This window comes from Collimonas sp. NPDC087041 (genome assembly GCF_044745265.1).
GTDB lineage: Bacteria > Pseudomonadota > Gammaproteobacteria > Burkholderiales > Burkholderiaceae_D > Collimonas.
The window spans coordinates 190765-217038 of sequence record NZ_JBIUZX010000009.1 but is presented as its reverse complement, the minus strand read 5'-3'; the positions used below and the strand labels follow the sequence as shown (position 1 = coordinate 217038).

Below are 26274 nucleotides of genomic sequence, written 5' to 3'. Positions count from 1 at the left end.
GCATTCGTTAAAGTGACGGCGGGATTTTTATCTGACAACGCGGGGAAAAATCGCCGGTATCAACGTCGAATCGGCCCACCGGAATTTGTTTGCCTAGCAGGGAAATAATCAGGCACAGCGGCGCCAACTATTTCCGCCATTTCGTGACTGCAGCGGTGTGTGGCTATATGAATTTTCGGGTATAGCTACGAAGATGCTGCATACCGACGGGAAACACACAGAATGTTTTCCTGGCACTCTTCATGCTTATTCGATGGCATGACTGTTTGTCGCCGAACTCCGTGCAGCGGAGCTCGATAAGGCACGCCGCATGTCTTCAAGCTGGCAATGCCACTGTGAGAAAATTTCTAAGGCGTCATGCAATTCGCATTCCAATCTCTTTGCCAGGTTGGCAAACGCAATCGCGTCATTCATCAACGCAACGCCATGCAAGCGATGGGCGTAGTACGCGGCCTGGGCAATATCTTTTTTCTCTAATGCGATATTTAACGCAGACAAATCTTCAGCGCATGCGGTTTGAAATGTCTGCTGGCTCTCCAGCACAATTTTCTGCTGAGCCGAAGCAAGAAATTCCTCGGAATAATCGACAACCGTGCTGTTCTCGGATAGCGCTTGGGGCTGCTGAGGCGGCAGCCATAATCCCAGCAAATTCTTCAATGCGCGCAGGCTCAGCGGTTTTGATAAAGTACCGTCTATGCCGCAATCAACACACTTGATCATGTGCTCCTCGCCAGTGGCCGCAGAGATGGCAATTAAAGGTATGGCGCGTATATTACTTTCTTGTTCGTACGAGCGAATAGCGCGTGCCAGTTCATAGCCGTCCATGCCTGGCATATAACAATCGAGCAGCACAATACTGAACTGCTGGCCTCTTCGAAGGAGATCAAGCGCAGTCTGTCCGTCGCCGACGATGGTTGCGCGATAACCCAATTCTTGCAATTGGCGTTCAATGACGAATTGATTTGCCGGCTGGTCTTCCACTACAAGTATCGGCGACGTGGATGGCGAAGCAAATGCAGGGGTGCTCGTGGCTTCATGGCGCTCTTCCGGCAGCAGCGCTGGATCCAGGACAGCTACGGGCAAACTCACCGTAATGCGCGTGCCTACACCAAGCTTGCTATCAAGGGCGATTTCACCTCCCATCAATTCCACCAACTGCTTGGAAATCATGAGCCCCAAACCGCTTCCACCGTAATGGCGAGTGGTCGATTTATCGGCTTGCGCAAAAGGCTGGAACAAAAGCGCCTGCTGCTCAACCGAAATACCAATTCCGCTGTCTTGCACACTCAGCGTCAACACGTGGCCTTCATTTCCTGTCTGCACGGCACGTAGTTGTACCTCAAGCGTGATATCTCCTTGCTCGGTAAATTTGACGGCGTTCGAAAGCAAGTTGTAGAGTATTTGCCGCACGCGGACTGGATCAAGATTGAGCACCGCGCCGTCCAGATGTGACAAGGATAACTGCAGCCGCAATCCCTTGTTTTGCGCACGCAATCGATTGCTGTCCACGACGCCATTCACCAAACGCGTCAAATCGGTCGGGCGCAGTTCGAGCTCCAGCCGTTTGGCATCGAGTTTTGAGGTTTGCAATATATCGTCAAGCAACTCCACCAGGTTGGTTGCCGACGAATTAGCGAGGTCTGCTAATTCTTTTTGTTGAAAATTGAGATTGCTCCGGTTGAGCAATTCAATCGAAGCGAGTACGGCATTCATCGGCGTGCGGATTTCATGACTCATCACAGCAAGAAACATGGACTTTTCAGCTTCACTGCGTTGAGCCCTACGCTGCGCCAGGCGAGCGTAGCGCGCAAATAGTGCGAGTAAAGCAATAGCGATGATCAAGGTCGTCAATTCGGTCGCATAGTAACGAACGATCGAAATCACAGAAGGTGCGCCATAGTCGATTGTGGACATCCAGTGGCTATCCAGCTCGTCAGTATCTTCCGCAGTCAACACATTCAAGGCCTTGTTGACGATCGATAGCAAGAGCGGATCGTCATTGCTGACACCCATTGCCAAGACGATCGGCAAATCGATCATGCTGCCGGCAATATGCAAGGTATGCCTATACTTTCGCTGCAACAGCGATTTGATAGCGATATCACTGCCGAGCGCAGCATAGGCCTTACCGCTAGATACGGCATCTAAAGCTTGTTCTATTCCTTCGTTGTCGATAAACCGAATGTCTGGAAAAACGCGTTGTATGTTGACATAACTGCCGCCACCTTTGATAGCGACCGATTTTCCCTTTAATTTGGCTGGAGAGAATATGATCGGCGTGTCGGCTCGCGTAACAATGAGCGTAGTCCCGACATAATACGGCTGGCTGTACGATATAAATTCCTTGGTACTTTCCAGCTGCAGCCGTTCAATTGCAACCGGCACCAGCTGGATTTGACCGTCATGCATCAGATCTTTTACGGATTGTGCGCCAGTAATCGGTACCGGACATAGTCGAAACTTCAAACCGGTAATTCGTGCTATCGCATCAATATATTCCTTAGTCAATCCTTTATGCTGCCCCTCTTCCACGTACTGCACGGGGTAAAAGGTCGGATCAATACCGTAGTTCACCACGGGATGCGCCGCCATCCACTTCTTTTCTTCCGGAGTGAAGACGGGAACAGGTTCTGCCGCATGTACCGAACAGCTGAAGAAAATAGAGACAAAGAAAAGGATGACAGTGCAACGCATTATGGATTTTCTAATTGTTCGCGTATTTTGAATAACTCATGGTCGTTGCTGATGCCGAGTTTTTTATAGGCGCCCTGTTTTTGTGCGCTGATGGTTTTCACGCTGCGTGAGAATTTGGTGGCGATCTGCGTCACTGACAAGCCGTCTAGACAGCAACGCAGCACTTCCCGCTCGCGCTTGGAGAGCTCTGGGGACAGTACCAGCATGTTGGTACTGTCCAGCTCTTGCGAGGCGTCCGGGACCGGGGAATCGATGGATATCTGATCGAATCTCAGTTTATCAATCATATCTGGCCCCAGATAGGAGCGTCCGCCCATCACGGTACGGATTGCTGTGAATATCGCCTCTGGCGGCAGTTCCTTGCCTATGAAACCATCAGCGCCACAACGCATCGCTAGCGAAACAATAGCAGGCCTGTGATGCGCAGACATCACTATCAGGCGAACTTCGGGAAATTGCGCTTTCACTGACCGGATCAGGTTGAGGCCGTCAGCATCGTCCGGTCGCAAAGCATAATCCATAATGACCAAATCCGGCTCCGCACTACGTAATGCTGTGAGCAATTCGCCGCTGCTTGTAAAACTACCAACGATATCGATGTCATCCCTCGCCGAGAGCGTCTGATTGATTCCGCTCAAGATGAGCTGATGATCATCAAGAATCATCAATCGCGTCCGTTTCGCCGACGATGTAGGTAACGCCTTGGACGGAAATGTCATGGTAATGTTTCCAAATTCCTAGAGAACGACAGGATGAAACGATGTCATTAAATATAGCAGACATGTGATTTAGATGCCGAAAAAAGAATTCTTCCTGGCAATCTTTTAAATGTTTGCCGTTTCGGCAATCGGTTCTCGCAAAAATTGGGCCAAATAACTATGTCTATTTATAATGCACCCGACTTGTAGTGCAACCTGAGCAATTCGTGTTCGTTTTTTATGCCCAATTTTTTATAAGCCGAAGTCTTTTGCGAACTGATGGTTTTGATACTGCGGCCGAATCGCGCCGCGATTTCCGTCACCGACAAGCCATCTAGACAGCAACGCAGCACCTCTTGTTCGCGTCCGCTTAATTTTGAAAAACCGCTTTGCAGATCGACGCACTCATGGCGCCGAGAATAAAACGGCGAGATTTCACTCCCGCCGCCGAGCGTTACTTTAGCCTGCATACCCTCATCCAAGTAAACCTGTCCTTTCATGAGAGCGCGAATCGCCGACAAGACATCTTCAAACGGTTGTTCTTTCCCAACAAAGCCGTCTGCACCATAGCGCATTGCCGGCGCAACAATGTTCGGCCTATGAAAAGCGGAGATGATCAGCAAGCGTATTGCTGGGAATTGGGCTTTCAAAGCTCGGATGAGATTGAAACAATCTACGTCGTCGCGGCGCAGCTCATAATCAAGAAGGATGATGTCGACAGTGGTTACGTGCAATGCATCAACCAGCGCGCTGCTGGAAGTAAAACTACCGGCAATGATCATATTTTTCTGTTTCGCCAGCATTGCGCCGAGGCCCGTCAAGATGACAGGGTGATCGTCCAGCAACATCAAACGTATGGGACGAACGGAAGATGGCGTAGACATCATGTCTCCTTTGTTTTTTTGGACTAGTGAAGGTCCACATACCGGCGTATGTTCAGGTGGCAGGAACGCGGATCTGCGTCAGCTAAGGACACGTTCTAGATTGGTTTCGCGGCAACGCAGGAAAGATGAGAGCCATTTCCCCATCGCCCTTGCGCAGATAAGGACAATGATATGGGCGCAAGAATTAGATCGGAAAACTGACCCAATTTGATGGCGTCGCCGGCATTGACGCCGTTACCGAATCGCCCAATAAGCAACAAGAATAGCGTGCCCCTAAGAACACCAACCGGAATCGGGACCGATCGCGATGATGAAGATCACGCTACGGCTGTATGACAGCTGTATGCTCTTCAACGCTGCCATAATCATTCACGGTAGTGAAACGAATATTGGCCCCAGCCGCCAGTGTCTTCCGTAAACCTTTGAAGGCAATTTCCTGTACGCCGCCCGGACCGAGCATGGGCGTATCATCACTGTGGATTTCCTGCCCCTCCGCCGTCAGCGCGATGCTGCCGAACGAGACATGGTAAGCACTGGGGTTGCGGACTTCCAGCGTTGGCTTGGCAGCGTCGGCACGCCACCGCCACTGCAATGCAGACACCGCGTCTTCAGGTTTTCCCGCTAGGTTTTCAGGACGAAAGAACAGCTTGATGCGTGTGCGGAAAGCAAACTGCAAGGTGTTTTCAGTGCTGGTTACAGTAGGAGGCACCGCCAATACGTTAAGCCAAAACACCGATTCCTTATCATTGGCTAATGGCCTTCCTTTATAATTTTCTCTGGTATAGACGATGCGCAATGCTTGACTCTTCCCTGCTTCCATCCTAAATACTGGTGGCGTCACCGTAAACGGCACTTCGATTTTATCAGGTGTTCCTTGCCAGTCGTCATCGTCAACCCAAGCTTGTATCACGCGTGGCTGGCTTTGGTCATCATTGGTCAGCTTGACGGTAATTTCGCGCTCCTTTACCGGATAGATTGCACGTGTACTGCTAAGTACCACCGCCGCCTGAGTTGGCGCAGAAAACAAGCCCGCCAGACAAGCCGCTGCGACGAATAAGTAAGCGAATTTCATGAAGTTAATCCCCTAATTGTCATCAGTTATAAGTCAATATGATCGTTGCGGTGCTATTAGCCGGACCAACAGTGATCTTAGGCAAAGTTTGAATGTAACGGGCACGCATGGGATAGCTGCTGCCAATAGCCACCGGCGTCCAGCTTAACAATGCAGTACCTGTACCGTTAGGGGTAACAACACGACCATCTTGAGCTTGAAGTTCAACCCCAACGCCGCTAGCGCCACCAGGGGAAAGTGCAAACAACTTAGCATTGTTTGCATCCGCTGTGCCGTCAAATTCCATATGCAGGGTCACAACATCAAGATCACAACCTTCCGAATCGATATTGAAATTGACCCAGCTTAGTGGCCCGCCAACGCCGCTAAATTCGCTGGGCATATGCTTGCCCAAAGGAACTGGCTGCACAGATATCTTGCAGGCGCCGCCAACTATGGCACCGCCAAAGGTGAACGTCGCGTGATCAGGATTGGCAGCCGAAACTGTACCAGCACAGGCCATTGCGCCGACCAAGATTCCTGTAACAAGACAGGAGGGAAAATGAGTTCGGCATGACAGACGCGCAGTTTTATAAAATGCATTCAGTTTCTTCATTTGTAGTTCACCAATACAGTGGCAATAGCATTAGCAGGACCAGTTGTGACGGCAGCATCGGATTGCATATAACGAGCCTTGAAATCATAGCTGGCACCATTTCCGCGCGGGCCCCAAGTAATTGCCGTGGCACTATTGGGGATAGCCTGATAACCATCATAACTCTGCAGATCGACTCCAATACCAGTAGCACCACCGGTGACAGCAAACAGATTTTTATTGTTGACGTTGGCCGTACCTTGAAATGTCATGGATACCGTGGTGGCATTGCAGCCACCGGAAACCAGTTTTTCCGTTACCCATGGCGATACTGAACCAATTCCCGTGAATGTGGATTTGTTGATCGAGCCCAAAGGGAAGTTGAGATTGGGGGTCGTGATCGAACAGGTTGGAGCAGGAGGCGGCTTAATAGTAACGGTCGTTGCGCCTAACCCCCACCCAATAATTCCTCTAAATAGAGAAGACGAGGAGTTAATAAAACGCCATTCAATCGCAGAGTATGGTGGTGTATCTGCCTGTATAGTTCCAGCTTGAACAGGAAGAGAGGCTATATAGTATTGAACCGTTACAGCGGGTGCCGTATAGGTAGGTTTTGTTCCTGCCGTCGTATACGTTAATCCAGTGTTGTAATCGTTACCAGTGTAACCATTCACTACAATTCTACGGGCTAGACCAGTAGGCATGGCTCCGGTAACTATAATATGCAATGTTTCTGAACCAAATGAATTTGTAGAACAAGTAACTGGGACTGATTGTGATGGCACATTTATGCTGGCAACAACGTATCCAACAGGCCATGCGGGATCTATGGCAATAGTAGCCGGCGCTGATACAAGACCGTGAAACTCCCCAGGAGGGGTTATACAACTAAGTGCCTGAGCTGATTGTGAAAAAATGCCGAGACATGCCAATAGCATTAAAGATTTGATTTTAGACATCATTCATTCTCCGAATCATTAACTGATGTTACGCAGTCCACAGTACCTGACGTTCTATATAAACTTGCGACAAAAAATGCCGCGAAAATATGCGAGTGCATTTGATTCATTGCATATCTCCTTTTTTTGTGTCCTGATCGCTGGAAGCAGGTGCTGTACTGCTCTCAGTTTTGCTGTCTGAATTGATTTTCTCGTCTGGCTCGTTGTGCTCGGCTTGTTCACTATTCACGCAAGTTCCCGTGATCAATTCAGCGCTCCGCTGTCCTTTCGCTTTCACCGGTAGTTGATAACGGATACGGCACTGACTATCAGCCGTTTCGCCCCACTTCACGGTCAACACGCCACTATCGGCAATGCCGCGCACAAAGGCTTTGCTCGCTTGTCCGACTACACCAACAGCATTCTCTTTTTCATCAAATACCTGTGCCGCAAACGGCAATGGCGTTCCATCTTCACGGGCGGCTTTGATAACCACGGCGCGACCGTTGATGGAGGCGTACTTAAGCAGCACCACGGCTCCCAGTGTCGGCGCCACGGTCTGTGTGGTTTCTTTTAATTCCACGTCATCGGATGTTCCTTTGGGATCGATGCTGATGGTGTTGTTCTGGTAGGGCGTTAAATAAGGCGCGACCGCATATCCTCGACGGTCGATCCGCACACCGACGGCACTTTCGATAGCTGCGCCCTCTGCCTCAGGCACGTGGACCAGAGCGACAGCATCACCCAAGCTCTGCGCAAAAGAGACGCCGTCGGCATGGGCGATCACGCCGCCATCGGCACTAAATGAGAGCTGGCCGATGTTGCCGTACTGGCTATAACCAGCGCGCAGATTGGTGGCACTGGCCTGATAGCCAGCGTTAGCGTTGAAATAGTTAGTGTCACCGTTCTCGCTGCGGTGCAAACTACTGGAAATGCCGTAATTGATATTGCGCGCTTCTCCCATCGTACCGTTGACGCCGACCTGCAAATCGTTGCTCTTCTGGCTGCCGCTGTTGTGCGCCAACGAACTGGTCAGGGTCGGACTACGCGAACCGCTGCCCAAGGGGATCGACATGCTCAGCATAATGCGGTTTTCTACCCTGCCAGTATCGCGGCCAGAACCGAAGAAAATATTGTCATACTGCTGTTGCTGTTGTTCCTGTGGCGTCAATGGCGCAGCCTGCGTGCGGCTGCGTTGTGCCGACAGACTCCAGCTGATCTTGTTCCAGGTTGAGCTGTAACCGGCAGAAAACGAAGTTTGACGACCACTGCCTTGCCAGTAGTCGATCGAACTACCGGACAGGTACATCGAACCCGCGCCGATAGTCTGACTGAGATTCAGGTCAAGGCGGCTCTTCTGCCGGGCATATTGACTGGTATCCTGGCCGCGACGTGCCAGATCGCGCACGTTGACAGCATCGGCCAGCCCCAGATAACCGCTAGTGGAAAAGCGATATGCGCCCAGTGAAAAATTAGTGCCGGATTCCGGAATATTCTTGTTGTAAGCAATCCCGAAGCTTTGTCCTTGCGATGTCGGGTTACCTGATATGGCCGTCCGCGATGTCGTCGCATCTGCCGAAAAGGCACCAATCGGCGTGCTGATCGCACTACCCATCTTCACCTGAGTATAGCCGTCGGAAGCAATAAAGCCTGCATAGCCAGTGAAGGCGTTACTGAATCCATGTTGTGCGGAAGCTTGCATGACGAACGGCGTGCTGCCGTCGACGCCGTATTGCTTCAGTTGCCCGGCGATGACGCTATATTTGCTGCTGCCTTGGCGCAGCAACTGCGGCAAAGCAGAAAAAGGAACGACAAAGGTATTGCTGCGGCCGTCGGCTTCGGTCACGGTCACTTTCAGGTCACCGCCGTAGCCGGTAGCGTAAAGATCGTCAATGACAAATGGTCCGGGCGGGACCGTGGTCTCATAAATTTTATAGCCATTCTGACTGATCGAAACCTTGGCGTTGCCCTCAGCAATGCCGCGCACCACCGGCGCATATCCTTGCTGCGACTGTGGTGTCATGCGGTCGTCCGAAGCTAAGCTAACGCCGCGCACGCGTATGCTTTCCATGATTTGGCCGCTGCTAAAGCTGTCGCCAACGATCAATTGAGATTTCAATTCGGGGATGCCACGTTGCAAATACGTGGCTGTGTTCTGATATGGGTTTTCGCCGCTGGTGGAACTCCAGCCTAAGGCGCCCTGATGACGCAAGCGCCATCCACCCATATTGATACCGCCGTTCAGGCCGAGAAATGATTGCGTTCCACCGCCGCCGCTGGTAGCGGTGGAGGTACTGAAGTTGTAGCCTAGTAGTGCGGCATTGATGCCATTGTCCCACTGGGATGGATCCACATAACCGCGTGCCGACTGATTCATGTACAACTGCGGGACGGTAAGCGTCAATGACTGTTCGCCGGCGTCAAAGGACGCAGTGGCTCCAGGAACCCAGGAACCGAGGTCGCCGCATAATGGTCCATCGGGCAATTGATGGGCAGCTATTTCTTCTGGCGTACGTGTGCCGTCGCCGCGCGCCAGTTTTGCCGGATCGACGCCGAACTGAATCAGCATGGCGCGATCATAGCAAGGCATCGCACTTACCTGATTGGGCACGCTGCTGAAGCTAATGTCACGCCGTCCCAACCTGGCTTCGTTGATGATGACATCCACCCGGTAACTGCCAGGGAGCACCACGTTTTCTTTGTCAAAGCGCGACATGTCAACCTTCTGACCCGGGCCAGAAGAAAAGAAACTGGGGTCGAATTTCACTGTTGCGGGTGTGATAGCAGGCGTCTCACCGTCAACTGCGGCAATGGCTGCGCCGAACGGTGCCATGCCGGCGAAAATGCCGAAGATGGCGGCGCTGATTACGCGCCGCTGAAATATCCGCCGAGCCTGGTTCTGAGCATGGCTGTTGGCGGCCGCCATCGAAACGAGGCGCGCATGCTGGCAATTTATCAAACTGTTCGAATAATGCATGGCAATCACATGAAAAAACATCATTTGAGTTGCTTGCCTTATTTCTGTTTGCCTACAGGAGAAGTAGGCAAGTCAAATTCACGGCAATACAACCCCCTCCCGGCGAAAATGCAGGCAGAGCCAAGTGGAGAAAAGAGAGAGAGTGACTGGATTGTCACCCGGAAGATTAAGGTTTCAGCGGTGCGCTAATCAGCGGTGAAAAGCCGCCGTAATCGTTGACCACAGAAAAACGTACTTCGGCGCCGACCGGTAGCGCAGTAATTGTTTTCTTTAGTGCAAACTGCTGCGTGCCGCTAGGGGCGACCATATCGTAGTCGTCGCTCTTGTTCACTTCAGCATCGGGCTTGTTGCTCATCGCGACCGCCACGCTCTGAAAGGAAACGTAGTATGGCGATGGGTTATGCACTTCCAGAAAGCTTTGACCATTGTGCTTCACCAAGGACCAGGTCAATTTTTGGGGCGCTTCGAATGAGGTTAACGACAATCCTTCGGGCCGGAAAAAAACTTTTTGACGAATCCGAAAAGCAAAGCGTAATTTACTGTCACCGTCACCTGTGTCGATCATGGGAGGCACCTCCAGCACGTTCAACCAAAACACTGTTTCTTTGTCTGTAGGCAGCGGGTCGTTCGTGTAAACCATGCGCAATGCTTGACTTTTCCCGGGTTCCAAGCGAAACACAGGCGGCGTGATCAAGAATGGTGCGTCGCTTTTCTCGGCAGACAATTTTTCGTTGCCGCTATCCATCCACACTTGCACCAAGCGCGGCAATTTCTTATCTTCATTAGTCAGTTTGACGGTCTGTTCGCGGTTCTTTGCGCTGTAAATCTGCCGCGTATTCGTAATAACGATTCCCGCCTGAGCCGGCGCAATTGTTGCCAACCCCGCGAGGCATAGGGCCGCTAAGGTCAGATAGCGTGTTACATAGTTCATGTCATTTTCCCCGAGTTGCTGCATCCATAGGTAATAAGCGGCATACATGGCATGCGCGAATCCATCCAGGGGAATGGATTCGTCGCAATTTCATACACCTAGTAGTAGCAAAACTGCGTTTTCTTCCTCAGTAGAGCTCTATTTTTTTCCAGTTAGTTCAACACGACCGAGTACTGAACGGCGGTATCCACCGTGCCGACCTTGGCGGCGCCAGTCGAGATGTACTGAGCGGTGAATGGCAGCTCTGCAGTATTGCCACTGACAACAACCGGTGTCGAGTTCGTGTTGGTGAACAGATTGATCGGTGCAGTAGGAGTGGCGCTTGCATCAGAGATTTGCACTTGAACCAAGTCAGCACCACCAGTTGCAACAGGAGTGTTGTTTTTCAGATTGCCTGTCACCGAATCGATTGCTGGGCTGCTTGCTTCGTAGTGTACCGATGCGTGCGTGCCGTCGGCACAACCGGTTTCACCAGTCGCACCGACATAAATCTTGTAGCCTGTGCTGCCGGCGGTCTTGCCTGCGACGTCCAGCTTCGCAGCTGGGATAGGTGGCAGAGTAACGTCAACGTCGCCGGTGGTTGCACCTGGAGTGCCGCCGTGAACGCTACAGGTAACAGCTGTGAGTTCGCCGGTAATGTTGACAGTACCGTCTGCTGCAAATGCCGATGTGCCCATGAAACCTGCGGCTGCCAGAAGTGCGATGATGAGTGATTGCTTTTTCATGAAAAATTCCTAAAGAATGAATAACCCTGTATTGGGAATATCGTGCCGTCTTCAGCACTGAACGCATTCTATTGATTGCGGCGGCGCACAAATATGAGAAAACTCTCAAAAAAAATGTATTTTTGTTACGACTTGTTAAATCCATGAAAAAATCGGAGAGGGGAATTGATCGCGAAAAACGAGCAAGCCCTTGTGCTTTTGCTTGCGAAATTGACCCTATCCTGTTGATCCAGTCGCCACTGTCGAGCAAAGGCCGCGACCCGGTCGTACGACCCCTCAAAACCCAACGCGCATAGATCAGCATGAATCTGTTTGAGGCTACGGCGCTGCTTCCGCGATTTAGTGGTTTCGGTTTTAAGCCAGGATGAGAGCTTAAAGGCGTACTGATCAAGAGCACTCGGAGTGCGTCGATCTGGATACGCCGGCTCTATGGCATCAGAGCGTAGGTAACGTCTGACAGTGTTTCTGGAGATGCCCAAGCGTCTGGCGATCTCCCTCAATGAGACTTGGTCACGAAGGTGCCAGCGTCGAATAATGCCTAATAATGCCGCGTCGATCACTCCAATCCCCCACTCACTATATTGAGTAGGATTGTGTTCTATACGTGGGTCAATTTTCGATGCAAATTATCCAGCTAAGTGGGTCAGTTTTAAACGCAAATCAACATAGAAGCTAAAGGTCCTTCACTTCTGACTATTCGAGGGAAAAGCCTGGATTTCGTCGTCTGTAACAAAGCACTCGAAATCGTCGCTGCGATAGAAATCGATGACAAATCTCACTCAAGAGCCGATCGAAAAAAAGCGGATGCAACAAAAAATAATGCTATGCAAATGGCCGGCATAGATCTGATTCGTTGGTCAGCTAATGCGCTACCGTCAATTGAACAGATTCGAGAAATATTTCCCGCAGTTTCCCAAGCTGTTGCGGAAAAACCTGCGCTCGAAAGCACTCAGGACAAGAAAATAAAAATCCTTGAGCAGCAGCTTTTCAACATGGCAAGAAAATTGGAAAAAACGACTTAATGTCACCTGTCACATTTACTTCCAACCCGCAAAGGTCGATGACAACTCAGTGCCGTGATTACTCCGTACGCGGTAGCTTGCCGCTTTGCGTGATTGGCATTTCCACAGAATCCGTCTCCTTCATCCATTTCCAGTTACGTATCTCCGGCATATCCTCGCCATACTGCTCAATGTAATTTCTGTGCGCAAACAACCTGTCGCGCACGAACTGTTTGGCATAGGTGGCTTGGGCGGCTAATTGCGGCAGGCGGTCAACGACGTCGGCAAACAGGTGGAAGCGGTCCAGTTGATTGAGCACCACCATGTCGAACGGCGTGGTGGTGGTGCCCTCTTCCTTGTAACCATGTACGTGCAGGTTATTGTGGTTTGTACGCCGGTACGTAAGGCGGTGGATCAGGGCCGGATAGCCGTGGTAGGCAAAGATCACCGGCTTGTCGACAGTGAAAAGCTCATCAAAATCGTGGTCGCTCAAGCCGTGCGGATGCTCGCTTTCCGATTGCAACCGCATCAGGTCGACGACATTGATCAGGCGCACTTTGAGTTGCGGGAAATGCTTGCGCAGCAATGCGACCGCAGCCAGGGTTTCGAGTGTTGGTACGTCGCCGGCGCAAGCCATGACCACGTCCGGCTCGCCGCCTTTGTCGTTGCTGGCCCATTCCCAGATGCCGATGCCGGCGGCGCAATGCTGGAGTGCGGCCGTCATGTCCAGCCATTGCATTTCCGGCTGCTTGCCTGCAACGATGACGTTGATGTAGTTGCGGCTGCGCAGGCAATGATCGGTCACCGACAGCAGCGTGTTGGCGTCAGGTGGCAGGTAAACCCGGATGACTTCAGCTTTCTTGTTGATCACATGATCGATGAAACCAGGATCCTGATGGCTGGAGCCATTGTGATCCTGGCGCCAGACGTGCGACGACAGCAGGTAGTTCAACGATGCGACGGGACGCCGCCATGGAATATGGTTCGCAGACTTGAGCCATTTGGCATGCTGATTGAACATCGAATCGACGATATGGATGAACGCTTCGTAGCATGAAAAAAAGCCGTGGCGGCCAGTCAGCAGATAGCCTTCCAGCCAGCCTTCGCATTGATGCTCGCTCAACATCTCCATTACCCGGCCATCGGGCGCCACATGATCGTCAATCTCGATGATTTCCGCCGTTGAACAGCGATTGCTGACCTCAAATACATCGCCCCAACGGTTCGAGGCGGTTTCGTCGGGACTGAAGACGCGGAAAGTGTGTGGATTCAGTCTGACGATGTCGCGGATGAATTCGCCCTGCACCCTGGTCGCTTCCGCTATCCTTGCGCCGGGTTCGGGCACATCAACAGCATAGTCGCGGAAATCTGGCAGCCGCAAATCATGTAAAAGAGCGCCGCCATTGGCATGCGGATTTGCTCCCATGCGACGACTGCCCACGGGCGCCAGCTCGGCCAGTTCGGCGATCAAGCGGCCGTTCTGATCGAACAACTCTTCCGCGTGATAGCTCTTCATCCATTGTTCAAGCAAGGCGACGTGGCCGGGGCGTTGCATATCGGCGATTGGTACTTGATGCGCCCGGAACGTGCCTTCGACCGGCTTGCCGTCGACTATCTTGGGACCAGTCCAACCCTTGGGCGATCGCAGGATGATCATCGGCCAGCTAGGCCGCTGCTTGAAACCATTGGTGCGGGCATCGCGCTGGATATCGTGGATCCGAGTAATCACCTTATCCAGCGTCGCTGCCATCAGTTGATGCATCTCGGCCGGATCATCGCCCTCGACAAAATAAGGTGTATAGCCGTAGCCGCGAAACAGTGACTCAAGCTCGTCATGCGGGATGCGGGCAAGTACGGTCGGACCGGCGATCTTGTAGCCGTTCAAATGCAGGATCGGCAGCACCGCGCCGTCGCACGCTGGATTGAGAAATTTGTTCGAATGCCAGCTGGTTGCCAGCGGCCCGGTTTCCGCTTCGCCGTCGCCCACCACGCAGGCGACCAGCAAATCAGGATTATCAAACGCCGCGCCGAAGGCATGCGAAAGCGAATAACCCAGTTCGCCACCCTCATGGATTGAGCCCGGGGTTTCCGGCGCCACATGGCTGGGTATGCCACCAGGGAAGGAAAACTGTTTGAACAGTTTTTTCATGCCCTCCTCGTCTTGCGAAATATCGGGATAGACCTCGCTGTAGCAGCCTTCCAGATAGGTATTCGCGACCAGGCCGGGACCGCCGTGGCCCGGCCCGGCGATGTAGATGACGTTCAGGTCTTGCCGCTTGATGATGCGATTCAGGTGCACATAGACGAAATTCAAGCCCGGCGTGGTGCCCCAATGCCCCAACAGGCGCGGCTTGATGTGCGCGAGTTGCAACGGCTGTTTCAGCAGCGGATTGTCGTACAGGTAAATCTGCCCGACAGACAAGTAGTTGGCTGCATGCCAGTAAGCGTTCATCTTGCGCAGCAGATCCGGTGTCAACGGCTGATCCGTGGGTTGGGGTTGATCCATTATCACAGGAACATCCTTTCAGTTCTGCTGGTTTAAGTACGAATTACTGCGGTGCGCAACCACATCGGCCACATCAATTAAGATTCACGGCTGAATGGCGCCGGTTGCCGTGTGTATTGTGGATCCAAACCATCGCTCTGTTAGTTCGCTAGCGAACAGAGGGCGCACCTAGAGTGATCCTCCGCTCGTCTACGGCGTACTCCAGCCAGCGAACTGAATCAGCTTGTCTCAAGCAAGCGCTGCTTCAGCGCCAGCAATCCATCACGGTATATTCCGTGAAAAAGGCCGCTGATCTCTTCGTCGCTGACGCCGACCGGAATGAAACTGCCCGACCACACCACCAGCGAAGCCTGTCCGCCCGCCAATTCGCGTACCTGAAGTGTGGACAGGTATTGCGTGGCAGGAAAAGGCGCCTGGATAATTGAGTAACTATAAGAGCGATCGCGCTTGCTGAAACTTTCCAGCCGTTCGATGATGACCTCGCCATCGGGCGTTTTCAGGCTGCGTAGCCGCCCTCCTTCGCTCAATTCGCTGCCCGGAATATAAGGCAGCCAGTCCGGCAGCGAATTGAAGCCGCCGATCAATTGCCATACCCGTTCCGCCGTTGCGGCGATCTCTATACTTGCGCTGGTGCTCGCCATGGCTTACTCCTTGTCGCCGGTGATTGGCAATGGCGCATTGGCCGCTACCAATTGTTCATGACGAATCTCTTGCCAGAAAGCGGCCGGGATCACGGCGTTGAGCGCTTGCGCATCTTCGGCAATGCGTTCCGGGCGGCTGGCGCCGGGAATCACTGCGGCCACCGCCGGATTGGCCAGCGAGAACTGCAACGCTGCGGCCTTGATGCTGACTTGGTGACGATTGGCGATCGCCTTGAGACGCTCGACCCGGGCAATGATCTCGGCTGGCGCTTTCTGGTATTCAAAGTGGCTACCACCGGCCAGGATGCCGGAACTGTACGGACCGCCAACCACAATATCGACACCAGCTTTGGCCGCCGCCGGCATTAGCCGTTGCAGTGCCCGTTCATGGTCGAGCAGCGTGTAGCGGCCGGCCAGCAGGAAGGCGTCGGGCTGTGCTTCGCTCAGATCGAGCGTCAGTTCGCACGGCTCAACCCGGTTCACGCCCAGGCCCCAGGCCTTGATCACGCCTTCGTCGCGCAAGCGGCTCAGCACGCGGAAAGCGCCGGTGCGGGCGATCTCGAACTGTGCCAGCCATTCGTCGCCATAGAAGTCCTGGGCGATATCGTGTACCCAGACGATGTCCAGGCGGTCGGTGTTCAAGCGCTTCAAGCTGTCCTCGATCGAGCGCAAGGTAGCGTCGGCGCTGTAGTCGTTGATCATTTTATTGGGGCAGCCAAATTCGAACAGCCCGCCCTTTTCACCCAGATCGCGCGTCGCCGGATCTTCCAGCTCATCGAGGATGACGCGGCCGACCTTGGTGCTCAAGACATAGTCGTCACGACGGCGTTTGCCCAAGGCATTGCCCAGGCGTATTTCAGACATGCCGGCGCCATAGAACGGCGCGGTGTCGAAATAGCGTACGCCATGGTCCCAGGCGGCATCGACGGTGGCCAATGCTTCTTCCTCTGGAATGTTGCGGAACATATTGCCCAACGGAGCGGTGCCGAAACCAATTTTGCCGGGCAGTTTATCTTTGATACTCATCTTTTATCCTTGCTGGTGAACGTATGGAAAGGTGCTTTCTCAAGCATTGGAGACGAGTATAGGTTGCGTAGTTAATGCAGTCCAAGACATAATATGACTGTCTTGAGTCCCTAAAGGTCTAATATGTTGGATATCCGCCAATTACATTATTTCGTTGCTGTCGCCGAAGAAGAGAATGTCGGGCGTGCCGCCGAACGGCTGCATATCTCTCAATCGCCGCTGAGCCGGCAGATCGCCCAGTTGGAGGAGCGGCTCGGCCTGACCTTGTTCGAGCGCAGCCAGCAACGCATTCGTTTGACACGCGATGGCCGTACTTTCCTGGCTGAAGTCCGTGCTTTCCTGACCCATGGCAACCGCCTGGAATCGTTGGCAAAACGCCTTGGGCGCGGCGAGGAAGGTGGGCTTTGCCTGGGTTACATCGAGAACGCCATGCATTCCGGCGTGTTGCCGGACGCCCTGCGCAGGCTGCGCGACGGCCGTTCAGCAGTGCATATCGCGCTCTACAACATGCACTCGGCCGAACAATTGGAGGGATTGCGCCAGCGTAGCCTGGATGTCGCCCTGGTGTGCGAGCCGCCACTCAAGGACGATCCCGATCTCGATTGCGCGCAGGTGTTGAGTGATGCGATGCTGTTGGCGCTACCCAGCGAGCATCCGCTGGCTACATGCGCGGAACTGACGCCGGCCGACCTGGAAGGCCAGGAATGGATTGCGGTACTACACAAGGAAAGCCTGCTGAAGCACGATAATTTCGTCGCCGCCTGTGCCCGCGCCGGTTTTACGCCGGACATCAAGATGGAAGCGACCGAACCGTTGACCGCGCTTGGTCTGGTCGCCGCCGGCCTGGGCATGGCGATGATCCAGCACAGCCTGCGCCATCACGCCCCCACTGGCGTAGTGCTGCGCGAACTGCCGTGGTTCAGCTACCGCACGCCGTTATGGGCGGCCTGGCATCGCATCAACTTGCGGCCGCTGGTGGCGACTTTTCGGGAGACCTTGCTCGATGGCGTGACGGAATTGTGAAGTGACTTATCGAACAGTACCCCATCGCCTACTTGCCATACTCCCACTGCCAAGGAACGCCGGCATCGCCCAAAACGAATCCAACAAGTTTCGGGAATGCCTTTTCTGCGCGTACGTCGTTGGATAGCAATACGACACAGCGCTGTTGCCGTGTCACACAAACCCAGACGTTGCCAACTGTGTCCTCGTGGCCGCCTTTGTAGAAACCCGGACCTTGCGGTCCTTCAAAAACAACTACGCCAAGCCCGGCTGCCAGGTTGGCGATACGCTGCGGCGTCGGCAGTTCGGACTGCAGGGTTGGAAACTGCGTCTTGGTTGTGATGGGCCACTGTGGGCTAATCATTTCCTGATGGTTGGAGGGAGAAAGACCTTCGCCGCGAACAAAGCCGGCGGCAAAGCGGGCGTAGTCTTCAATCGTGGTATCCATCGAACTGGCTGCGGCAACGTGACTTCGACGGATATGCGGGCGGGCCCGCTTGCTGCCCCAGCTAGAATCGGCGTAACCATCGGCCTGATTGATTGCCCCGCTCTCTTGCCACATCATGCTGGTATGGGACATGCCAAATCGTTCAAACACGCGCTGCTGCAGCTCCGTGTTGGTGTTAAGCCCGAGGCCGCGTTCCAGTACAAACTGGAGCAAGTTGATACCGTCGCCAGAATAGGCAAAGCGAGAACCTGGATCGAAATGGATATGCAATCTGCCGTCCGCTTCCAGCGACTGAAAATTGGCCAATCCGGACCGATGGCTGAGCAGGATGCGTGGCGTGATTTGCCGCCAACGCTCGTCGCCATCGAGATCCTTCCAGGTCGCATAAGGCCGTTGGGTCGAGTAAGCTGGCAACGGCTTTTCCAGATAATCGGCGATCGATGCGTCAAGGCTGATTCGGCCTTCACCCACGAGTTGCATGACGGCGTATGCAAATACCGGCTTGGTCAGCGAGGCCGCAGACATCACCGTATCTTCTCGCAAGGCTTGACCTTCCTCGTTGCGGCGGCCAAAGGCACGCACATAGACAACCTTGCCGCCATCGATAACTGCAATTGCCAGGCCATTTGCACCGACGGCAGCCATCTCCTTCGGCACTTCGATGTCCAGTGCGCTTGATGCAGGAATCGATTGGCCCGCGCCCGGTTCGGCGCTAAACGCAACTGAAAGCAGCGCTGGTACGCCGATCATCATGACGCAGAGAACAAGACGAAGCGACATCGGATGTCTCAATGTTTGGATTATCTGCCCTATTTTTTAGCGGCAGCTATTGTCTATTTTGCGTTGAAGCTGAGGGCAGCATCAGCCAGTTTACGCACCAGACGGGTCAATTCGGCACGGTCTTTGGCATCCCAGTCCGCCAGCACTTCGTCGAACAGTCGGTTACGCGCGGCGCCGATCTGGTCCACCATGCGGCGGCCGGCTTCAGTCACAACCGCTTCCTTGACCCGTTGATCCAGCTCGCTGGGACTGCGGGTGACCAAACCCAGCTCTTCCAGTTTCGCGACCTGTCGGCTCACTGTGGAATGGTCGCGCCCCGCCAGGTCGGCCAATTCGACCACGCCGATTGGCCCACGCATGCCGATTCTGACCAGCAAAGGAAATAACGCCCGGTCAAGCGAGACGTTGGCGCGCTGCAACAGCATGTGATCGGGTTGCGGGCGGTTAAAGACGCCGACCAGGTCCAGCAGCGCATCATGTAGAGGATTTTTCATTCCGTGGATTATGCACTTTTTTGTGCGTACTTTTCTTTGCCATTTTGATTTTTATGTGTATTATGCACGCATATATATGTGTATTTTGCACATAATTAACCTGGAGAATACGATGAGCAATCATGAAAATCACGATACTGTCGATGTCTTGATCGCCGGCGCAGGCGCCGCTGGCCTTGTGCTGGCGCTCGATTTGGCGCGGCGCGGAGTGCGTTTCCGCTTGATAGACAAACTTGAAACGCCTTTCGCTGGTTCGCGCGGCAAAGGCATACAACCGCGCACAATGGAAATCTTCCAAGACCTCGGCGTCCTTGATGAGATGTTCGCCAAAGGCGGCGTTTATCCTCCGGTCCGGTCCTACGATGGCGACAGCGTCAAGGCCAGCGCGATCCATGAACAACGCCAGCCGACTCCAGCCGAACCCTACGTCACCGCCTTGATGCTGCCGCAATGGCGCACCGAAGAAATCCTGCGGGCCCATTTGCTGGCAGCCGGACACGCGCCGGAATTCGGTACTGAACTTGTCGGCTTCAAGCAAGACGCCGATGGCGTGACGGCGGAACTGAACACACCATCCGGCGCCCAGCAAGTGCGCGCCCGTTTCCTGATCGGTACCGACGGCGGCCGCAGCTTTGTAAGGCGTGCATTGGAGATCGATTTTGCGGGCATCAGTACGCCGCTACGCGCCATCGTCGCCGACCTGCGCATCGACAAGCTGAGCCGCGATGCCTGGCACCAATGGCCGAAAGCAGAAGGCGGCCATTTGGCGCTTTGCCCTCTCGCCGGCACCGATACCTTCCAGATGACGGCGCAATTGGCCGAGGGCGAAGAGCCGGACCTGTCTGACGACAATATCTTGCGGATCATCCGGCAACGCAGTGGCAATGCCGATATCGTCTTGCACAAGCCGATATGGCGTTCAGTCTTTGGCGTGAGCGCCAGGCTGGCTGAGCGCTATCGTGTCGGTCGCGTGTTTATTGCCGGCGACGCTGCACATATCCATCCGCCGACTGGCGGACAAGGCTTGAACACCAGTATTCAGGATGCCTACAACCTCGGCTGGAAGTTGGCTGCAGTCGTACACGGCGCGCCGGATGCCCTACTCGATACCTACGAGGAAGAGCGTCGCCCGATAGCCGCTGGCATGCTGGAAATGAGCATGGCGTACTTGAAAGCGATGCAGGAAAAGCAGGGCATGAAACGCGGGCGCGATACGCTGCAGTTGGATCTGACGTACCGCAACTCCAGCCTGACCGAAAAATCGCCTGGCGCGACAGATGTTCTGCAAGCAGGCGATCGAGCGCCGGACGCGGTATTGCATGATGCACAGGGCGGTACGGTGCGTTTGTTCGATGTATTGAAGGGGCCGCATTTCACCTTGCTGGCATACGAAACGGAAATGCCGGCGTTCCATGGCCTGTGCGAAGGCGCCAAGTTAACAAGCAAAACCGTCGCTGCAGCGGATACGGGTACAGGCGCCGATCTGGTCGACTCGGAAAATCACTTGCGCGATGCTTACGGACTCAGCGCCGGACAGTTGCTGCTAGTGCGTCCTGATGGTTATGTCGCCATGGTCGCCGACGCAAAAGAGAGCGAAGCAGTTTCTGCTTACCTGGCACGTTGGCTGGAAGGAATCAGTCGCGCCGACCACTCGCCGGCAGAGTGACCTGCGCGCCGGCAAGATGCTGCGCGGCGACCTGACTTGCCGCATCGATGCTGTAACGGAACCGTCCGGCATCGATGTATACGCGCAGGCCGCGATGGCGGACCAGGTAACGGATGCCGATCAGCGCGGCGACAATACCTGAAGCTGCGCCGATAGCCAGCGCCCAGCGCGGACCGAAGGTGTCGGCGACCCAGCCGACGACCGGCGCACCAAGTGGCGTTCCGCCCAACGCGACGGCCAGCAGGATCGCCATCACGCGCCCACGCATTTCAGGTTCGGTGGTGAGTTGAATCATGCTGTTTGAGGTGGTGTTGAACGTTTGTGCGGATACGCCGAGCAGAACCAGGGTGAGGCCAAACAGCCAGTAATTCGGCATGGCCGCGGCCAACAAAAACCCGAATCCGAAGATGGCCGCGCCGGCCAACAGCACGGAAATCTGCGGTTTCGCCCGTCTGGCGGACAGCAGCGCACCGGTCACCGACCCAACCGCCATGATCGACGACAGCATTCCGTACTGGTCGGCGCCGCCGTGAAAGATGCTGACTGACATGGTCGAAATGAAGATCGGGAAATTGAGTCCGAAGGTGCCGATCAGGAACACCATGAACAGGATCGCCTTCAGGTCCGGACGCCTCCATACATAGCGAAAACCTTCGGCCAGGCTGCCTTTGGCGTGGGCAGCACGTGTCCTCGGTCGCAGCTCTTCGACGCGCAACAGGCACAGCGAACCGATAACGGCGGCAAATGAGGCGGCGTTGATCAGGAATACCCCGCCCGAACCGATTGCGGCGATCAGGATGCCGGCAATCGCCGGGCCGATCATCCGCGCGGCGTTGAACGAGGTGGAATTCAGCGCCACGGCATTCGACATGTTGGCTTCAGCCACAAGCTCGGAGACAAATGTCTGGCGGGCCGGTGAATCGAACGCGCTGACGCAGCCGAGCAGGAATGCAAACACATATACATGCCACAGCTGCACCAGTCCCGTGACAGTCAGGATACCCATCCCCAACGCCAGCACTCCCATGGCGATCTGGGTAGCGAACAGCAGTTTGCGGCGGTCGAAATGGTCGGCTGCGAAACCAGTCAGCGGCAGCAATAGCAGTTGCGGTCCGAACTGCAGCGCCATCACGATGCCAACTGCTGTCGCGTTATGGTTGGTCAACTTGGTCAGCACCAGCCAGTCCTGCGCAGTACGCTGCATCCACGTGCCCACATTGGAGACGATCGCGCCGCCAGCCCAGACCCGATAGTTGTAGCTGATCAGTGACCGAAAAGTGCCGTTATTGTTCACAGTTATTCACTTCTGTTCAGTGCGCGCCCGGAGAATCGCCGCCGTGAAAGCGCCCGAACAAGCGCGCCGAGATCATGCCCATGAGCAGAATGCCCAAGCCCAGCGCAACGACATGCTCCGTCGAATGCAAATCAAAGTTTCCAACGCGGCAGACGAGTACATAGCCGACAACCAGGTTGAAAAATCCCCACAGTACATTGACGGATGAAGAGGAAAGTCCCTCACCGGGAGGATTGGCGAAAGGACTCTGGAAGGCACGCCCCATCACGCCGCTCACAAAATGCGGAATGGCGTTGACCAGAAAAGCGCCGCCGAACAGATAGGAAACGCAATGGGCCCATGCCATGGTCAGGCGCTCCGCTTATTAAGGAGGTCAATAATCTCCTGAGTGCTGCCGGTTTCGCCCAACCTCGGGAAGATTCGCGTGACGCTGTTGATATGCGCATCCGGATTCATGTCGGTCATGGCGTCGATCGCCAGCGTGACGTTGAATCCGCGTTCATGCGCCTGGCGCGCGGTCGACTCGACGCCGATGCTGGTGGCGATGCCGGCAATCACGATTTGCGTGACGCCAAGGTTCTTCAGATGCGCATCGAGATCGGTGTTGGTGAAAGCGCCCCAGGTCCGCTTCGTTACGGTATGGTCTTGCGGCTGCTGGTTCAGTTCTGGCACCAGGTCGGCCCAGTCGGCAGGCAGGCCGGCAAGACTGCGCGCCTGTTCTGCCCTGCCCGGCGCGCCGCCGGCAACGTTGACCAGCACCACCGGCAGTCCGTGGCTGCGGAACGCGGCAGCCAACGTGCTTGCGCGTTTCACGATTTCCGCGGCTGGATGTGCAGTGGGGTAAGCGACAATGCCGTTCTGCAAATCGATGACGATGAGAGCGGTCTTTGGGTCAAGTAAGGTTACGGCCATGGCGTGCTCCTGTGAGAAAGTGGAGGTTGCTGCGTGCCGGGAATCGACACGGCAACCGGACGGCAATGTTTATTCGGAATCGGCGAGGCGTTTGAGCAGTTCGATAGCGTGCGCGAGCTGTTCTTGCTCAGCCGGCGCAAACTCGGTTTGAATGGCGCGTGACAACCAATCTTCTTTGGCCGCCCTGCCGACCTTGAGCATTTCCTGGCAGGCGGCGGTAAGGGACCAGATGGTTTGGCGGCCATCGCCAGGATCCGGCGCGCCGCTCACCAACCCAACTGCTTCCAGGGTAGCAATCGTGGCGCCCATCGATTGCGGACGCACGCCCTCGGCGCGTGCCAATGCAGTTACGGTGGCGGCCCCTTCGCGCTCCAGGTGAAGCACTACGGATGTCTGGGACCAGGTGAAATCCCCTGGATTGGCCTGCTCACGCAGGCGCCGTCGCAACTTCCCGAACAGGACGCGAAGCTCTACTGCCATGGCTAAAGCGCGGGCAGCCTCAGGGGTACTCTGCTGTTTATTCATATCCATCTACTTACTTTAACAGATACGAAGGCAAACTACAAAGTTTGGCTTCTAAATTATTTTACCCTGATTTCGATGAGTATTTTGACAACAACCAATCAAGTGGGAGTGCTTCCGCCCTAATTAATTGGGCGAGTCACCCCGATAATCACACCAAGCGGAGGGGCGAACAGGGTATTGGCGGTTGGATAAAGGCGTGACACTTTGCTGTCGAGGTGCAAGGCATCGCTGCAGCCCAACTTGTCGCGCAGGAAATTGGAAAATTCGTAGAAGCTGACCGGTGTACTGCTCATGACCAGCATCACATCATGCGCAGAAGAGGTGCACACTGCATTGCGAATCAGCTGATTGTCGGACTGCGGGGGAAATTGCGGATTGATGCTGCCATGTTGCAACAGCATCGGCCCTGACTGGGTGGCAAAGCGGATGCTGGGCGACAGCATCGAGGCATCGTTTTCAAAAGTGTCGACGTCAACAATTCGTGCCTGCTGGCCTTGGATCAGGAAAATTCCTCTAGGCTCAACATAGAAATTGCCAAAGGCATTCTTGCGCTGATTCAGGCGGCGCAAAATACGGCCCTCTTCCACATATAAGCCGAGCGGCGTCAAATCTACCTGATAGATACCGCCGTTCGTGGCGCAGGCCAAAGTTTCCTTGCGCAAGCTCAGCCAGGCATTGAGTTGATAAAAATTACCGAATACCTTTCCCTGATCATCCTTCCAGAACATGCGTATGGAATCTTCCAGCAGATTGATGCGGCAGACGTGTATTACGCCGTCGCGGTACGGAAATTCTTGCAACTTGACCGCATGGCTCGTCGTGGAAAACGCCAGAAGAAGTAACGCAAGAATCGGGCGAAGACATTTGAACAGCGAAGAAAGGAAGGATATTTGCACGGCACTATTAACTTGAAGATTGATTCAATGAACGGTAACGATTTTGTCGCATGGCGACGCCCAACGCCAATGCCAATGCCGTATTTTGCGCATAGGCGACTGCTTCCCGGCTATACTCTGAGCCTCGCTCCGATCAGGAGTTCCGCCGATTTCCAGTGGCAGCGCCGAGCCTCATTTGCCAACAGCTCTGCCAACACCATGGAGTAGCACGATGCCGACACGCAAGAAAGAACGCCAAGTCGCCAGGCAACACATCGCGTCGGCCTTACAACATGGCTGATCGCTTGATGCAGCCGCAACGCGTAATTGCCTGCTTCGATTTCGACGGCACCATCACCACCGCGGACAGCTTGCGTGATTTCGTCATTTTCACAATCGGTCGCGGCCGCTTTGTGTCTAGCGTTGTACGGGCCTCGCCCTGGCTTATCGGTCTACTGCTCGGCGTCTGTGACCGCGGCACGACCAAAATGCGCTTCCTTAGGACGACCATTGCGGGAATGACGGCATCGGAACTCGAAGCAAAGGCCGTGCAATATGCGCTGCACAGACTGCCGGATCTGATTCGCCCCGAAATGCTGGTCAGAATCGAAGAACATCGCCGGCGTGGACATCGCCTGGTGCTGGTCAGCGCCTCGCCTTCCCTCTACCTGAAACACTGGGCCGCGAACAATGGCTTCGATAGGGTTCTGGCGACCGAGCTTGAGTTCCGCGATGGCCTCGTCACCGGATCCCTGGCTACGCCGAACTGCTGGGGGCCGCAGAAAGTGCTGCGGCTACAGCAATGGTTCGCTGGCAGCCAACCGCAAACCATGTATGCGTATGGAGACAGCCGTGGCGACCGCGAAATGCTCGCGCTTGCCAATTACGGATGGCTGCGCGGGGCCGGCTCGATGCCTTCGATCGATGACTGGCCGCGCAAAACGCCAGCGGCCTAGGGTTTGCTCACAATCTGCCCGCTCCAACCCGGCAAATGCGCCGCGGCCTGGCTGTGCGAAAGCTGCAGGGCTTCCGCCAAGGCTTGGCTTGGCTGATTCCTTATCATCTTGAGCGGAATCCGGCGCCGGAAAAAATCGGCCCAGATAAATTCGGAAAACGGTTGCTGATCTTTCGGAAAACCTCCAGCCTGGCGCACCTCGCCGGCGAGACTACGATACGGGTCGTCGACCAATTTAGTGATTTTTTTGGGAATCGCGTCGAAGTCGCAGCGCTGACCCTTGGCGTCGTACGGGTGCACCCATTGGTTGTGATCCATCACCAGCCAGAACTCATCGATATTCAGCGCGCTCAAATCCTTGAGCATGATCAGCTTTACGGTCTCTATCTGTTCTTCAATCAAAGACAGGCCCAAATGATGATGATCAACGATGTAATAGTGACCTTTCGGGCCAAGTACACCTGGAAAGCAATGATTTTCCAGGTAGCTCTGGCGATTGTCGGAACTCAGGTTTTGCCAGGATAATCTCTTTTGTTCTACTTCTGCCAAACCAACGGTGATCTGTGTCGGACGCAGCGATTTCAACGAGACTTCAAGTAAATGCGGGTGACTTGTATGCATGATTTTTCCCGTTCAAACATCTTCAAAATGACAGT

Annotated in this window: 24 protein-coding genes and 1 pseudogene; 4 read left to right on the top strand and 21 right to left on the bottom strand. The window is 54.4% G+C overall.

What is annotated here, in order from left to right:
• Positions 1 to 246: 246 nt before the first annotated feature.
• From ACIPF8_RS17410 to ACIPF8_RS17365, 10 genes and pseudogenes are all read right to left on the bottom strand, one after another.
• Complete coding sequence (locus ACIPF8_RS17410; RefSeq protein ID WP_400423395.1) at positions 247 to 2694, bottom strand: ATP-binding protein; 2448 nt, start codon at positions 2692 to 2694, stop codon at positions 247 to 249.
• Positions 2694 to 3413, bottom strand: coding sequence for a response regulator (locus tag ACIPF8_RS17405; RefSeq protein ID WP_400423393.1), 720 nt, complete (start codon positions 3411 to 3413; stop codon positions 2694 to 2696). Before ACIPF8_RS17405 ends, ACIPF8_RS17410 begins: the two co-directional genes overlap by 1 nt.
• Before the next feature lie 167 nt (positions 3414 to 3580).
• Positions 3581 to 4276 (bottom strand): response regulator, encoded by a 696-nt coding sequence (locus ACIPF8_RS17400; protein WP_400423391.1) that lies wholly within the window; start codon positions 4274 to 4276, stop codon positions 3581 to 3583.
• A gap of 322 nt (positions 4277 to 4598) precedes the next feature.
• Positions 4599 to 5348 carry a molecular chaperone gene (locus tag ACIPF8_RS17395; protein WP_400423389.1) on the bottom strand — a complete coding sequence of 250 codons (750 nt, stop codon included), beginning with the start codon at positions 5346 to 5348 and terminating at the stop codon, positions 4599 to 4601.
• A 22-nt stretch (positions 5349 to 5370) separates the two neighbouring features.
• Positions 5371 to 5943 carry a fimbrial protein gene (locus tag ACIPF8_RS17390; RefSeq protein WP_400423388.1) on the bottom strand — a complete coding sequence of 191 codons (573 nt, stop codon included), beginning with the start codon at positions 5941 to 5943 and terminating at the stop codon, positions 5371 to 5373.
• Positions 5940 to 6884 (bottom strand): fimbrial protein, encoded by a 945-nt coding sequence (locus ACIPF8_RS17385; RefSeq protein WP_400423386.1) that lies wholly within the window; start codon positions 6882 to 6884, stop codon positions 5940 to 5942. The genes ACIPF8_RS17390 and ACIPF8_RS17385 overlap by 4 nt, the downstream gene beginning before the upstream one ends.
• A 103-nt stretch (positions 6885 to 6987) precedes the next feature.
• Entirely contained in the window at positions 6988 to 9861 is a 2874-nt protein-coding gene (locus tag ACIPF8_RS17380; RefSeq protein WP_400423384.1) for a fimbria/pilus outer membrane usher protein, read from the bottom strand.
• Between the two features lie 142 nt (positions 9862 to 10003).
• Complete coding sequence (locus ACIPF8_RS17375; RefSeq protein ID WP_400423382.1) at positions 10004 to 10768, bottom strand: molecular chaperone; 765 nt, start codon at positions 10766 to 10768, stop codon at positions 10004 to 10006.
• Between the two features lie 152 nt (positions 10769 to 10920).
• The gene (locus tag ACIPF8_RS17370) at positions 10921 to 11493 is read right to left on the bottom strand and encodes a fimbrial protein (RefSeq protein WP_400423381.1); all 573 of its coding nucleotides are present in this window, start codon (positions 11491 to 11493) and stop codon (positions 10921 to 10923) included.
• A 218-nt stretch (positions 11494 to 11711) separates the two neighbouring features.
• Positions 11712 to 12053, bottom strand: a pseudogene (locus tag ACIPF8_RS17365) (helix-turn-helix domain-containing protein); the annotation flags it as partial.
• Between the two features lie 99 nt (positions 12054 to 12152).
• On the opposite strand from ACIPF8_RS17365, the gene ACIPF8_RS17360 reads away from it, so the two are divergent.
• Positions 12153 to 12515 (top strand): DUF2726 domain-containing protein, encoded by a 363-nt coding sequence (locus tag ACIPF8_RS17360; RefSeq protein WP_400423454.1) that lies wholly within the window; start codon positions 12153 to 12155, stop codon positions 12513 to 12515.
• A 58-nt stretch (positions 12516 to 12573) separates the two neighbouring features.
• Here the strand turns inward: ACIPF8_RS17360 and ACIPF8_RS17355 are convergent, their stop codons facing one another.
• From ACIPF8_RS17355 to ACIPF8_RS17345, 3 genes are all read right to left on the bottom strand, one after another.
• A complete protein-coding gene (locus ACIPF8_RS17355) occupies positions 12574 to 15000 on the bottom strand; it encodes a phosphoketolase (protein WP_400423379.1) in 2427 nt (808 codons plus the stop codon).
• 218 nt (positions 15001 to 15218) lie between these two features.
• Entirely contained in the window at positions 15219 to 15641 is a 423-nt protein-coding gene (locus ACIPF8_RS17350; RefSeq protein WP_400423378.1) for an SRPBCC family protein, read from the bottom strand.
• 3 nt (positions 15642 to 15644) lie between these two features.
• A complete protein-coding gene (locus tag ACIPF8_RS17345; RefSeq protein WP_400423377.1) occupies positions 15645 to 16667 on the bottom strand; it encodes an aldo/keto reductase in 1023 nt (340 codons plus the stop codon).
• Positions 16668 to 16790: 123 nt separating this feature from the next.
• Here ACIPF8_RS17345 and ACIPF8_RS17340 point away from each other — a divergent pair, with 123 nt between their 5' ends.
• The gene (locus ACIPF8_RS17340; RefSeq protein ID WP_400423375.1) at positions 16791 to 17690 is read left to right on the top strand and encodes a LysR substrate-binding domain-containing protein; all 900 of its coding nucleotides are present in this window, start codon (positions 16791 to 16793) and stop codon (positions 17688 to 17690) included.
• A gap of 28 nt (positions 17691 to 17718) precedes the next feature.
• On the opposite strand, the gene ACIPF8_RS17335 is transcribed toward ACIPF8_RS17340, so the two are convergent.
• Both ACIPF8_RS17335 and ACIPF8_RS17330 read right to left on the bottom strand, forming a co-directional pair.
• Positions 17719 to 18897 (bottom strand): serine hydrolase domain-containing protein, encoded by a 1179-nt coding sequence (locus tag ACIPF8_RS17335; protein WP_400423374.1) that lies wholly within the window; start codon positions 18895 to 18897, stop codon positions 17719 to 17721.
• A 53-nt stretch (positions 18898 to 18950) separates the two neighbouring features.
• Positions 18951 to 19391 carry a MarR family winged helix-turn-helix transcriptional regulator gene (locus ACIPF8_RS17330; protein ID WP_400423373.1) on the bottom strand — a complete coding sequence of 147 codons (441 nt, stop codon included), beginning with the start codon at positions 19389 to 19391 and terminating at the stop codon, positions 18951 to 18953.
• 112 nt (positions 19392 to 19503) lie between these two features.
• Between ACIPF8_RS17330 and ACIPF8_RS17325 the strand changes: the two genes are divergently transcribed.
• Positions 19504 to 21057: an FAD-dependent oxidoreductase gene (locus tag ACIPF8_RS17325; RefSeq protein WP_400423372.1), complete on the top strand. Its 1554-nt coding sequence runs from the start codon at positions 19504 to 19506 to the stop codon at positions 21055 to 21057.
• On the opposite strand, the gene ACIPF8_RS17320 is transcribed toward ACIPF8_RS17325, so the two are convergent.
• The 5 genes from ACIPF8_RS17320 to ACIPF8_RS17300 all read right to left on the bottom strand — a co-directional run bounded on the left by ACIPF8_RS17320 (position 21026) and on the right by ACIPF8_RS17300 (position 24588).
• Positions 21026 to 22351, bottom strand: a complete 1326-nt coding sequence (locus tag ACIPF8_RS17320) for an MFS transporter (protein WP_400423371.1) — start codon at positions 22349 to 22351, stop codon at positions 21026 to 21028. The genes ACIPF8_RS17325 and ACIPF8_RS17320 overlap by 32 nt on opposite strands.
• 16 nt (positions 22352 to 22367) lie before the next feature.
• Positions 22368 to 22697, bottom strand: a complete 330-nt coding sequence (locus tag ACIPF8_RS17315; protein ID WP_400423370.1) for a hypothetical protein — start codon at positions 22695 to 22697, stop codon at positions 22368 to 22370.
• A 2-nt stretch (positions 22698 to 22699) separates the two neighbouring features.
• Positions 22700 to 23263 (bottom strand): isochorismatase family protein, encoded by a 564-nt coding sequence (locus ACIPF8_RS17310; RefSeq protein ID WP_400423369.1) that lies wholly within the window; start codon positions 23261 to 23263, stop codon positions 22700 to 22702.
• Positions 23264 to 23332: 69 nt separating this feature from the next.
• Positions 23333 to 23743, bottom strand: a complete 411-nt coding sequence (locus ACIPF8_RS17305) for a MarR family winged helix-turn-helix transcriptional regulator (RefSeq protein ID WP_400423367.1) — start codon at positions 23741 to 23743, stop codon at positions 23333 to 23335.
• A gap of 164 nt (positions 23744 to 23907) precedes the next feature.
• The gene (locus tag ACIPF8_RS17300) at positions 23908 to 24588 is read right to left on the bottom strand and encodes a phosphodiester glycosidase family protein (protein ID WP_400423365.1); all 681 of its coding nucleotides are present in this window, start codon (positions 24586 to 24588) and stop codon (positions 23908 to 23910) included.
• A gap of 368 nt (positions 24589 to 24956) precedes the next feature.
• Here ACIPF8_RS17300 and ACIPF8_RS17295 point away from each other — a divergent pair, with 368 nt between their 5' ends.
• Positions 24957 to 25619: an HAD family hydrolase gene (locus ACIPF8_RS17295; RefSeq protein WP_400423363.1), complete on the top strand. Its 663-nt coding sequence runs from the start codon at positions 24957 to 24959 to the stop codon at positions 25617 to 25619.
• Here the strand turns inward: ACIPF8_RS17295 and ACIPF8_RS17290 are convergent.
• A complete protein-coding gene (locus ACIPF8_RS17290; RefSeq protein ID WP_400423361.1) occupies positions 25616 to 26239 on the bottom strand; it encodes a ParB-like protein in 624 nt (207 codons plus the stop codon). The genes ACIPF8_RS17295 and ACIPF8_RS17290 overlap by 4 nt on opposite strands.
• Positions 26240 to 26274: the final 35 nt, after the last annotated feature.